This is a genomic window from Nostoc sp. (assembly GCF_036917675.1).
GTDB lineage: Bacteria > Cyanobacteriota > Cyanobacteriia > Cyanobacteriales > Nostocaceae > Nostoc.
On the sequence record NZ_JBALCT010000056.1, the window covers coordinates 16,503 to 28,179 of the forward strand.

Sequence of the window (11,677 nt, forward strand, 5' to 3'; positions counted from 1 at the left end):
CTTGGGTTAAGGATAATTGTAGGTTGGGTTTCACTACGTTCAACCCAACAAAGTACCGAAAATGTTGGGTTTCGTCCCTCAACCCAACCTACGCTGGTTTTGGTTTTTGACTTTTAACTAAACCGTATTGGGTTATAGTCCGTTTTAACCGACTTTAGCTATAAGCCCGGAACTTTAGTTCTGGGCGGTTTATGTTTAGAACGAAATAGCCGTGTAAGCTGTTCCACATTTAACTTGCATAATTAGGGCGCTCATGTTGCCCAACCCACAATAATTATATTTAATTCGGTTATGCAAATTAGATGTTTTTTAGCTTATTTTGCAAATTTTTAAATATCCTCTTAACTTATCAAAACAGAATTCTTCTTCAAGGTGAAATTAGTGTAAATCCTTTCGCTGTTCCAATAATTTTACTACTAGTTAAATTGATTTGCTGTAAAGTCACATTGTCTAACAGCAAATAAGATTTGTTAGATAACATTTGTTGTAAAAGTGGCACAGTTGCAGCAGTTACCTTACAATCGCTGTAAAAGTCTAAACTAGGACGCCCATAAGCAAAAGAAGTATAAATTTGGGTTCCTGGTGAAACATTTGCCCGAATTAAGTCCGCTACTGGTTTAACTGGGAAAGCTTCATTTAATTCCCAAATCCATGATTGCGAACTCATCAACAGTGCTAAAACTAAATACATACCAGAAAATAACACTGGAATAAAGTTGCGATCGCGTTGTTTAATTAGCCATGCTGCGGTAGCCATACTTATTGCCAAAACAATGCTCATGACTATTAAAATAGGCTCTTTCTTTGCGATAATAAAGTAAACACAACCTCCCAAACCAGCAATGGAAATAATAGCCAGAAATATTGTCCAACTTCGCACCCGAAAATGGCCATACTGCCAAATTTCGCTAAGTTTAGCACCAATTGCCAAAGCTAAAAATGGATATACAGGCATAACATACCACGGGAGTTTAGTTCTCATTAAAGAGATAGTTCCTAAGTAAACAATTGTGCCAATAATAATTAGGCGACCCCAGGTAGTCTGACGTTTTTTCCAAGCTAGATAAAAACCTCCTGGTAAAAATAATAGCCAAGGAAAACTATACTTAATTAACTCAATTAAATAGTACCAGGGAGGACCACTATGATTTTCAACAACTTGGACAAGGCGATTAAAGGTTTGGGCTTGAAAATTCACTTGCAAGAAATTACTACCATAATGTTGCCATTGAGCAGCAAACCAAGCGATCGCAGGTGCATTTCCTAAAAACATTCCCACTAATAAATAGGGGCTTGTTAACAAAGCAAACTGCCGATCTGCAATCAGGAATAAACAAGCGATCGCCCCTAGCGGCAAAACTATCATCCCTTTAGTTAGAGTGATTAATCCTAGACAAAATCCCACACCTAGAGCATACCGACGATTCTGACGTGCTTTTAGTAAACAAAACAACAACAGTAAGAAAAAGGTAATAGTTGTACCATCTAGCATTGCTAGGCGTCCGTGACGCACCACAGGCAACATCGTCAGATAAACTAAAGCGGCAAACAGAGCTGGTAAACTTTGGTTAAAAAGCAAACATCCCACCAAGTAAAGCAAAGGCACTCCCAAGGCAGTTAATACTGCACCCGGTAAACGTGTTGTCCACTCATTCACACCTCCGATGGAGTAAGTCCAAGCAATTAGCAAGTGCATCAAGGGTGGCTTATTATAATAAGGTTCACCTCCCAAGGTGGGATAAAGCCAATGCATTGAACCAAGTGGGGCACGCCAAATTTCACGGGCAACCTGTGCCACAGTACCTTCATCCCAATCTCGTAAAGGGGAGTTTCCCAAAAATATCAGCCATAGAACTAAAGATATTACCAGTAGGATAAATAACCATTCTTTCTGTCGAAATAGACGCATATTTAAAATCGGGATAATCATCTCAAAAACTGTAAGTTAAAAGTTCAAATGGCGATAGGTAAATATGGTTTTTCAGTACACTAATGCATTTGTCACCATAGCATCAGTTAATTGCGAGAAGTTAGTGAATTTTTATACTAAATTGCTGGAGCAAAAGCCAGTTGTTTTAATTCCAAATGTCTATGCTGAGTTTAATTTGGTTAGTATGCGATTAGGTATTTTTAAACCCAAGAACACAAACGAATCGGAATTTGAAGGTATCGCCAAAAGTAAGATAAGTTTGTGTTTAGAGGTGAGTAATTTGGAAGATGCGATCGCTCACATCACTGCTTTGGGCTATCCTCCACCAGGAGACATTTCCATTGCTTCCCACGGCAGAGAAATTTATGCCTATGACCCTGATGGCAATCGTCTGATTTTATATCAAGCAAAGAGAGTGGGGAGTGGGGAGAGACGCGATTAATCGCGTCTGTACAAGAGAGACGCGATTAATCGCGTCTGTACAGGAGTTATTTCTCTCTTATCTCCCCAGCCCCCAGTCCCTTTTATTGGCGATAATAAGTAACTCGTAGTTAATAATAAATTATGGCCATAACTCAAAATTATAGATTAAACCTGATTCAATGGTATCCAGGTCACATTGCGAAAGCTGAAAAGAAGCTCAAAGAACAGCTGAAGCGCGTAGATGTGGTTTTTGAGGTACGAGATGCCCGAATTCCTTTAGCGACTCACCATCCCCAAATAGGGGAGTGGGTAGAGGGTAAAGCACGGGTGTTGATACTTAACCGAGTAGATATGATTACGCCGCAAATGCGATCGCTGTGGATAGATTGGTTTAAACGTCAGGGAGAAGTCCCTTATTTTACCAACGCTCAACATGGTAAAGGTATAGCAGAAGTGGCGCGGGCAGCGCAAGCCGCCGGGGTAGAACTCAATCAAAGAAGAAGCGATCGCGGGATGTTACCCCGTCCAGTCCGAGCTGTGGTGATTGGTTTTCCCAATGTCGGTAAATCAGCTTTGATTAACCGCCTTTTGGGACGGCGAGTAGTGGAAAGTGCAGCCCGTCCTGGGGTAACTCGCCAACTACGCTGGGTGCGAATTTCCGAACATTTGGAATTGCTAGATGCTCCTGGTGTCATCCCTATAAGATTGGAAGACCAAGACGCAGCATTGAAATTAGCTATTTGTGATGATATCGGCGAAGCATCTTATGATAATCAGCTAGTAGCAGCAGCCCTAGTGGATTTATTCAACTATTTGGAAGCTGTAACTACAGATTTATTACCGAAAAAACCATTACTGTCCCGCTACCAACTCGATTCGATATCCGACACTGGAGATACCTATTTACACGCTTTAGCAGAACATCGTTACAAAGGTGATATAGAGCGAGCTGCAAGGCAACTTTTAACAGATTTCCGCAAGGGTTTGTTAGGTGAAATGAGTTTGGAATTACCACCGAATTAAGTAATATCCATCACATATATTTGTCGGAATGCAGTTAACAGTGTCATAAAGACAAGGTGAAGGTTAACCTGTAGGGTATAACTTACCTTAGGAATAAGAATTAAATAACATACAATTTATATCCCTGGCTTACCTCACCCTCAATCCCTCTCCGATATATTGGAGAGGGAAGCTGGAGACAGGATGAAGTTTTGCATTTTATTTAATCCACGTTCCTAAGAGTTGTCTGCACCCATAGCTTCAATGGATCGATCACACTCATGACTGAACTGACGCTACGCGTACAAGAGGGAGATACCGAGAGAACGATCGCAGTTGACCAAAATGTATTTACAATTGGCCGTTTGCCGGAATGTAACTTGTATCTACCTTTTACTGGAGTATCCCGCAACCATGCTCGCCTAGTGAAAACGGCTGAAGATGTGTGGACTGTTGAGGATATGGGCAGCAAAAACGGCACCCAAGTCAATAAATATCTTGTTAACAGTCCCCAAGAGTTACATCATGGCGATGTACTTTGGCTGGGCAATGTTAGCCTGGTAGTGTTGCTCACAAGCCCTGTTCCCCAATCGACACCTGAGTATCTTGGAACTTCGGACATTAATGAGCAAAGAACAATCCTTCACAATGTCGAACAATTACAACAGCAATGGATCGCAGCTGATAGTAAAGATGGCGACATTATCAATAATAAAGACAAAACCATTGCTCGTCTCAAAGATTTAGTAGACATAGCTAAAAATCTCTGTGGGGCGGCCTCTATAGAAGAGATTTTTTCTCAGGTGCAGCAAGTCGTTTTTCGTTACCTTGATAGTATCGAACGTTTGGCATTATTAATTGATGTCAATGGTTCCGGCCAGTTAGAGTTAGTGAATGCTGCCACTAGAAACGTTTCTCAACAGAAACATCTCCCGTCTGATGGTAGTTGGATTAGTCGGAGTATCTGTCAAAAGGTATTTGACGAAAAAGTTGTGATTCAAACTGCTGATACTCATCAGGATGAACGGTTTGCTAGTGAACAGAGTATTTTGGTTAAAGGCATTCGTAGCGCGATGGCAGTACCTTTATGGGATGAAAATAAAGTTGTGGGCGTACTGTATGCCGATGCCAATCTTTCTTCTTATCATTGGGCAAATGAAGGCGAAGAAGAACTCAGCTTTTTTTCAGCTTTAGCAAACCTTGTGGCTTCTAGTGTGCAGCGTTGGCTACTGGTAGAGAAACTCAAAACTGAAGAGATGATTCGTCACCGACTAGAACGTTATCATTCTCCAGCAGTCGTACAGCAGTTGATATCTGTAGGCGGATTACCGGGTGGTCGTTTAGCACCAGCCGAGAGCGAAATCAGTATTTTGTTTGCAGATTTGGTTGGCTTTACGGCAATTTCTGAACGGTTAACACCAACTGCGATCGCTCAACTATTAAATAATTTATTTGAAGAAATGCTAAAAGAAGTGTTTGGTTACGGTGGCACTTTAGATAAGTATATTGGCGATTGTATTATGGCATTTTTTGGCGCTCCAGAACCGCAAGCAGATCATGCTGATCGCGCTGTTAGTGCTGCCAAGGGAATGCTCTATCGTCTCGAACATCTTAATGCCAATGATTTTTGGCAAGAACCCCTACAATTGCGTATTGCAATTAATAGCGGTAAGGCTGTTGTGGGAGATGTCGGTAGTTCCCAAAGGGTAGATTATACGGCATTAGGCGCGACGATTAATCTTGCTGCTCGCATGGAAGCAGTTTGTCCTCCTGGTGAATGCGTGATTAGTGAAGTCACCCATAAAATGCTTTCACACCCCTCGGACTTCGAGGAAATGGGAGATTATCGTTTTAAAGGTATTGAGCGATTAGTTAAGGTTTATCAGACACAATTGCACCAAATTCCAACAATTATTAGTCCATTCATTAGTATTTAGGCATGGGGCATTGGGCATTGGGCATTGGGCATTGGGCATTGGGCATGGGGCAAAACAGTTCCGAGTTCCGAGTAAAGAAGTGAGATTCCCCACTCAGCACTCAAAACTCAAAACTCAGCACTGATGAGGGGCATTGGGTATTGGAAAAACAACTAACAAATGACAAATTTATCAAGATAAATACATAGTTGAGGCTTATTTCTGCTTCAAAAATGTTTAAGTCCCATTATGAGGCTATTAATTTAGAACTTAGGCAAGCTACAAGTAAAGCTCAAGCTGAAGCTATACTTCAAAGTATTGCTGCTAGAATTAAGGCTGGAACTTTCCCCCCGTAATATATTTCAAAAACTTAATGGAGATAGATTTACATGAATATTTATATTCCTATTCCTGATAGCGATAATTATGATCGCTTCTATCATCTGGAACAATAAAAATCACATGACATTTTATCAAGGTTTCTTAATTTTGCCATGTATCAAGACATTGAAGAAAAGAGTGAATGGATTCCTTTACCAGTGGGAATTGAATCATTCGATACTAAACGAGGTGATTTCCTTGGAGTTGTTGCATGGACTTTTGCTTGTAATAATAGGGCTTGGAAAATTTTAGAGCCTTTAATTGGTGATAGCGTTAAACTGCTGCCATTACAATGCGGTGAAGGTGAGTTTAATATTTTAAAAGTAATTAATATTATTGATTGCCTCGATCGTTCAAAGGCGGATTTATTTATATCTGAAACATCTGGTAGAGTTTTGCGCGTAGAAAAGTATGCTTTTAAAGAAGAGTTAATTCAAGATCAGCATTTTTTTGCACTCCCAGAATGTAAGTTCTTAATATTAGTATCTCAAAAGTTCAAGGACTTAGTAGAGCAGAATCAATTGGAAGGGCTGAGATTTAAGCAAGTGGCTTAGGATTAAGTACCAAGACAGAATTAATTACATACAGCATATTCCACGTAAATGTAGTACAGTAATTTTAGTAGAGCAGCGCCAAAATCACCAACTATTTATATAAATCAATCCAAAATTTAAAATCCAAAATCTAAAATTTAATTACGTACCAGCGCGAAAAATTTGCTCTGCCGTCAAATTCAACTCTGAAAAAGTTGCCGACTTGATATAGTCATCTCCTCGAAATTTACTAACACGATACTCACCTTCTTCTAAACAGCAAACCAAAATAGTAGGTTGTTTGGGCTTGCCAATAAATTCCCTACCGCCCAATGCGGCATAATCAATAATCCAGTATTCAGGAATTCCCATTTGTTCATAATCAGCGTATTTTTTCAGATAATCATCACGCCAATTGGTACTTACCACCTCAATTACTAAAGAAATAGATGCTGCTTGAGTAACAGTTGATTCTTTTTTCCACAGAGGTTCGTTAACTAAATTAGGGAGATTTAGTATTAGCACATCTGGTGAGTAAGCTGATTCATTTTCCTGTGGTTTAACTAATACTGTTTTTGGTATGCCATACGGTAGGCTGAGGCGACTATATTCTAAAGTTATTTTTGTAGATAAAAATACAACAATTTCTTCATGGTCGCCTGTTGGTTGGGGCGTTTCGACTACTACTCCATCATGTAATTCGTAACGTTTCCCTGTTTTATCTGGATATTTAGCAACGAATTCATCGAATGTAACTAGTTTGCGTAAGGCTTGAGTCATAGCTTAATTCCTCTATGGCTTGCATCGGTGGAAATTCTTCTTCAATTTCATTTAATTTATCAATATTAATACTGACGGATTAGTATACTTTAATTAAATTAAATTTGCAAAATTGTAATATTGAGCAGCTAATTTTTAACTAAAAGACTAAAATTTGGGTAGTAGCTTCCCGAATTTATATGTATAACACTAGGAAGCCTACGTGAAGCTATTTTTTAAGAGGAGGTCAGGTAATGGCGATCGCCAGCATTAATCCCGCCACTGGGGAAACTTTTAAAACCTTTGAGGCGCTCAATGATGTAGAAATTACCGCTAAACTCGATTTAGCTAATCAGACTTTTGAACAGTACCGTCAGACTAGTTTTTTGACGCGATCGCACTGGCTGCAAAAGGCTGCTGATATTTTAGAGCAAGACAAAGCAGAATTTGCTAAGTTGATGACTCTGGAAATGGGTAAGCCTTTCAAAGCTGCGATCGCTGAAGTTGAAAAATGCGCCGTAGTTTGTCGCTATTATGCCGAACACGCCCCTAGTTTTTTGGCTGATGTCAGTATAAAAACTGATGCCAGCCAGAGTTTTGTTCGTTACCAACCAATGGGCGCAATTCTCGCGGTGATGCCGTGGAATTTCCCTTTCTGGCAAGTATTCCGCTTTGCCGCACCAGCATTAATGGCGGGAAATGTCGGCTTACTCAAACACGCTTCCAACGTGCCGCAGTGCGCCTTGGCAATTGAAGATATTATCCGACGCGCCGGTTTTCCTGAAGGTGCGTTTCAAACTCTATTAATAGGCGCTGCTAAAGTTGCCGATTTAATGGCTGATGACCGCGTAAAAGCTGCCACATTGACAGGAAGCGAACCAGCAGGCGCATCCCTCGCCGCCGCCGCCGGCAAACAAATTAAAAAAACCGTTCTGGAATTGGGAGGAAGTGACCCATTTATTGTGTTAGCAAGTGCTGACTTAGAGACAGCAGTTGTCACAGCAACTACAGCGCGGATGTTGAATAACGGGCAATCATGTATTGCAGCCAAACGTTTTATTTTAGCAGAAGCGATCGCAGACAAATTTGAAAAATTGCTTTTAGAAAAATTTGAGGCGCTAAAAGTAGGCGATCCCATGCAACCAGATACCGATTTAGGTCCACTGGCAACTCCTGGTATTCTCCAGGAATTAGATCAACAAGTGCAAAATGCCATCAGCAGTGGTGGTAAAGTCCTCACCGGTGGACATCCTTTATCAGATCGTCCAGGGAACTTTTATCCGCCAACGATTATCATAGATATCCCCACTGATACACCAATTGCAAAAGAAGAATTTTTTGGACCAGTAGCCTTGTTATTCCGGGTTCCAGATATCGATGCTGCTATTAAACTCGCTAATGACTCACCCTTTGGCTTAGGTGCAAGCGCTTGGACAACCAACGACCAAGAGAGCGATCGCTTGGTTGAGGAAATCGAAGCAGGTGCCGTGTTTATCAACAGTATGGTCAAATCAGATCCCAGGTTGCCCTTTGGTGGCATCAAGCGTTCTGGATATGGCAGAGAATTGAGTATCCAAGGTATACATGAGTTTGTCAATGTTAAAACTGTGTGGGTTAAATGATTAGTCATTGGTCATTGGTCATTGGTTAAAGAACAAAGGACTAATGACTAATGACTAATGACAAAGAACAAAAGTCTTATTCGTTAATAGAGTTGTCGGGAAATAAAATGAATACAGCAGAATTATTGGTGCAGTGCTTAGAAAATGAAGGAGTGCAATATATTTTTGGACTCCCCGGCGAAGAAAATCTACATGTTTTGGAAGCGCTCAAACATTCTTCGATTAAATTTATTACGACTCGTCATGAACAGGGTGCAGCATTCATGGCCGATGTCTACGGACGCCTAACAGGAAAAGCCGGAGTATGTCTTTCTACTCTTGGACCTGGGGCAACCAACTTGATGACTGGGGTAGCAGATGCTAACCTCGATGGTGCGCCTTTAGTGGCGATTACCGGTCAAGTGGGAACAGATAGGATGCATATTGAATCCCATCAATATTTAGATTTGGTGGCAATGTTTGCACCTGTTACCAAGTGGAATAAGCAGATTGTGCGACCGAGTATTACACCAGAAGTAGTGCGAAAAGCATTTAAGCGATCGCAATCTGAAAAACCTGGTGCAGTTCACATCGATTTGCCAGAAAATATTGCTGCCATGCCCGTCGAAGGCAAACCTTTGCGTAAGGATAATAGTGAAAAAAGCTATGCGTCTTTTGCTAGCATTCGGGCAGCAGCAGCTGCAATTTGCCAAGCAGTTAACCCATTAATATTAGTAGGAAATGGGGCAATTCGCGCTAATGCAAGTGATGCAGTCACGCAATTTGCTACCTTGCTGAATATACCTGTTGCCAATACCTTCATGGGTAAAGGTGTGATTCCCTATACACACCAATTAGCTTTGTGGTCAGTCGGATTACAGCAAAGAGATTTTATTACCTGTGGCTTTGATAACACAGATTTAGTAATTGCGATCGGCTATGATTTGATTGAGTTTTCCCCGAAAAAATGGAATCGTAATGGTGAAATTCCCATTGTGCATATTGGGGTAAGTCCGTCGGAGATTGATAGTAGTTATATTCCTAACGCTGAAGTAGTAGGAGATATTTCAGATTCCCTCTATGAAATCTTAAAATTAGCAGATAGACAAGGTAAACCTGATCCCTTTGCCATCAGCTTAAGATCAGAAATTCGCGCTGATTACGAACAATACGCCCATGATGACGGATTTCCGATCAAGCCGCAAAAGTTAATTTATGACTTACGGCAAGTGATGGGACCAGATGATATCGTCATCTCTGATGTTGGCGCACATAAAATGTGGATGGCTCGTCATTATCATTGCCATAGCCCCAATACTTGCATAATTTCCAACGGCTTCGCGGCCATGGGTATTGCTATTCCTGGCGCTTTAGCAGCAAAACTCGTTCATCCTAACCGCAAAGTCGTTGCTGTAACAGGCGATGGCGGCTTTATGATGAATTCTCAGGAATTAGAAACAGCCTTGCGTGTCGGTACTCCTTTTGTCACCATAATTTTTAATGATGGTGGCTATGGCTTAATTGAGTGGAAGCAAGAAAATCATTTTGGCAAAGGAAACTCAGCTTTTGTGCATTTTAGCAATCCTGATTTTGTCAAATTTGCCGAAAGCATGGGTTTAAAAGGCTACCGAGTTGAATCGGCTTTAGATTTGATTCCTACTCTGAAAGAAGCCCTCGCTCAAGATGTACCAGCCGTAATAGATTGTCCCGTAGATTATCGAGAGAATCACCGCTTTAGCCAAAAAGCCGACGAGTTAAGTTGTGCGATGTAAAAAGTTAGGAGTTAGGAGTTAAGAGTTAGGAGTTATTTATTCCTAACTCCTTATTACAGCTATTTTCAAGTAAATAGACGACACGGTAGCGGCACAGCAATGTTGTGCCCTGATGAAAGATGTGGTTCAAATACATGAAAACTGCTATAATTTCTACTCATTTAGTGTTTTAGTATATTGCTCAATAGCAAGATGGTTTCAAAATTGAAAATTAAAAGTTGTTCACATAGCGTCTCGTAGAGAAGAGAGTTTCAGACTCTTATTTAAACCTGGACTGAAACTAGGGAATGTAGTTTTTTTAAGTTAAAAATATAATTATCTGTGTGTCAATGATATACTTAAATATTTGAAAAATTTCTATCAAAAGGTAGATGCACCGATGCTAAATCGAAAAACTGCTGATTAGATATTTAACAAACTCTTGGATTTCTTTATTGGGAAAGGTATTAATTCCTAACACAATTTCAACTATGTATACCGTACCAAGCAACAAAGTTATTAATACCAGACAATATCTTATTAGGAAGATACTATTTACAGGTGTGAAAATTGTATCTTTTCGGTTCTGTTTTGACCTCTTTTCCTTACCAAGTAAAAAAACTGCATAAAAGCGCTTTTTATTGAATGGGATAGAAAGCCTGATATCCACAGCATGACGCTTGCTAACCCTTTCCCGAAACACCTTTTGTAATTCTGTCAATTGGGCATCGGTAAAGGTAGCTACTACTTGAGGAGGAATGCAGGCGAAAAACTGTTGTAGAAAAGTGTGATTTTTGGACGAATATTTAGTTAAACGGTTTGTAGGCATATTGTTTTTATTGTTGGTGTGAATAAGCTTCAAAACATCGGACTGTGTTGATCATCCCAACACTTTTTATCACTCCAAGTTCTGTTAGTGTGTTCACATTCAGATTTATCAAAAATCCAAGGAATAGATGTAGGGAAAGGCGAAGTGGAGACGGAACTAAGTGAAGACCATAAAAAAGAGAAAATAGTAAAACTACAACTCAATAGAATGGTTAAAAATCCTGTTAAGAATATAATATTGCCTGCATTGAAAAGAGGATATCTGCTTTTTTCATTTTGCAAGCGCTGTTGCGAACGACGTTCCGAACCTGCTAATAAAACTAGATAGAATCGTAGTCCGGGAATAGGGACTGAAACTCTTATATCTAAAGAATGACTGTTCCCAGCTTGAGAACCGAAACCCCTTTGTATGGCTTTTAGTTGCTCATCAGTGAAAGAGTCTGCTATTTGCGGACTAATCTTAGAGGATGTTTTAAAAGTGGGGGCTTTTGTAAGAAAGCTCACAAGGCTTAAGCTGAAATTTGAAGACATCAGCACCTCGTGAGCAAATGAG

At 40.2% G+C, this 11,677-nt stretch carries 10 protein-coding genes; 6 read left to right on the plus strand and 4 right to left on the minus strand.

Annotation, left to right across the window (positions count from 1 at the left end; translation table 11 throughout):
* Window positions 1-367 precede the first annotated feature (367 nt).
* Complete coding sequence (locus V7K31_RS21590) at window positions 368-1,909, minus strand: ArnT family glycosyltransferase (protein ID WP_335096742.1); 1,542 nt, start codon at window positions 1,907-1,909, stop codon at window positions 368-370.
* A gap of 64 nt (window positions 1,910-1,973) precedes the next feature.
* Between V7K31_RS21590 and V7K31_RS21595 the strand changes: the two genes are divergently transcribed.
* The 4 genes from V7K31_RS21595 to V7K31_RS21610 all read left to right on the plus strand — a co-directional run bounded on the left by V7K31_RS21595 (window position 1,974) and on the right by V7K31_RS21610 (window position 6,206).
* Window positions 1,974-2,372: a VOC family protein gene (locus V7K31_RS21595; RefSeq protein ID WP_335096743.1), complete on the plus strand. Its 399-nt coding sequence runs from the start codon at window positions 1,974-1,976 to the stop codon at window positions 2,370-2,372.
* Between the two features lie 122 nt (window positions 2,373-2,494).
* A complete protein-coding gene (gene ylqF, locus V7K31_RS21600) occupies window positions 2,495-3,376 on the plus strand; it encodes a ribosome biogenesis GTPase YlqF (protein WP_335096744.1) in 882 nt (293 codons plus the stop codon).
* A gap of 260 nt (window positions 3,377-3,636) precedes the next feature.
* Window positions 3,637-5,292, plus strand: coding sequence for an adenylate/guanylate cyclase domain-containing protein (locus V7K31_RS21605; protein ID WP_335096745.1), 1,656 nt, complete (start codon window positions 3,637-3,639; stop codon window positions 5,290-5,292).
* Window positions 5,293-5,765: 473 nt separating this feature from the next.
* On the plus strand, window positions 5,766-6,206 hold the full coding sequence (locus V7K31_RS21610) for an imm11 family protein (protein ID WP_335096746.1): 441 nt from the start codon (window positions 5,766-5,768) through the stop codon (window positions 6,204-6,206).
* Between the two features lie 141 nt (window positions 6,207-6,347).
* Here the strand turns inward: V7K31_RS21610 and V7K31_RS21615 are convergent, their stop codons facing one another.
* Window positions 6,348-6,965, minus strand: a complete 618-nt coding sequence (locus V7K31_RS21615) for a Uma2 family endonuclease (protein WP_335096747.1) — start codon at window positions 6,963-6,965, stop codon at window positions 6,348-6,350.
* Between the two features lie 233 nt (window positions 6,966-7,198).
* On the opposite strand from V7K31_RS21615, the gene V7K31_RS21620 reads away from it, so the two are divergent.
* Window positions 7,199-8,566 (plus strand): NAD-dependent succinate-semialdehyde dehydrogenase, encoded by a 1,368-nt coding sequence (locus V7K31_RS21620; RefSeq protein ID WP_335096749.1) that lies wholly within the window; start codon window positions 7,199-7,201, stop codon window positions 8,564-8,566.
* Window positions 8,567-8,673: 107 nt separating this feature from the next.
* Window positions 8,674-10,317 carry an acetolactate synthase large subunit gene (locus V7K31_RS21625; protein ID WP_335096753.1) on the plus strand — a complete coding sequence of 548 codons (1,644 nt, stop codon included), beginning with the start codon at window positions 8,674-8,676 and terminating at the stop codon, window positions 10,315-10,317.
* A gap of 382 nt (window positions 10,318-10,699) precedes the next feature.
* On the opposite strand, the gene V7K31_RS21630 is transcribed toward V7K31_RS21625, so the two are convergent.
* Window positions 10,700-11,125: a hypothetical protein gene (locus V7K31_RS21630; RefSeq protein WP_335096750.1), complete on the minus strand. Its 426-nt coding sequence runs from the start codon at window positions 11,123-11,125 to the stop codon at window positions 10,700-10,702.
* A gap of 29 nt (window positions 11,126-11,154) precedes the next feature.
* A partial coding sequence (locus tag V7K31_RS21635; RefSeq protein WP_335096751.1) for a hypothetical protein occupies window positions 11,155-11,677 on the minus strand: 523 nt, incomplete at its 5' end.

What these genes read in the sequence shown, in the direction of transcription:
- ylqF (WP_335096744.1), top strand. Translation starts at nt 2,495, where the DNA reads ATGGCCATAACTCAAAATTATAGATTAAACCTGATTCAATGGTATCCA.
- V7K31_RS21620 (WP_335096749.1), top strand. Translation starts at nt 7,199, where the DNA reads ATGGCGATCGCCAGCATTAATCCCGCCACTGGGGAAACTTTTAAAACC.
- V7K31_RS21630 (WP_335096750.1), bottom strand. Translation starts at nt 11,125, where the DNA reads ATGCCTACAAACCGTTTAACTAAATATTCGTCCAAAAATCACACTTTT.
- V7K31_RS21590 (WP_335096742.1), bottom strand. Translation starts at nt 1,909, where the DNA reads ATGCGTCTATTTCGACAGAAAGAATGGTTATTTATCCTACTGGTAATA.
- V7K31_RS21605 (WP_335096745.1), top strand. Translation starts at nt 3,637, where the DNA reads ATGACTGAACTGACGCTACGCGTACAAGAGGGAGATACCGAGAGAACG.
- V7K31_RS21625 (WP_335096753.1), top strand. Translation starts at nt 8,674, where the DNA reads ATGAATACAGCAGAATTATTGGTGCAGTGCTTAGAAAATGAAGGAGTG.
- V7K31_RS21595 (WP_335096743.1), top strand. Translation starts at nt 1,974, where the DNA reads ATGGTTTTTCAGTACACTAATGCATTTGTCACCATAGCATCAGTTAAT.
- V7K31_RS21615 (WP_335096747.1), bottom strand. Translation starts at nt 6,965, where the DNA reads ATGACTCAAGCCTTACGCAAACTAGTTACATTCGATGAATTCGTTGCT.
- V7K31_RS21610 (WP_335096746.1), top strand. Translation starts at nt 5,766, where the DNA reads ATGTATCAAGACATTGAAGAAAAGAGTGAATGGATTCCTTTACCAGTG.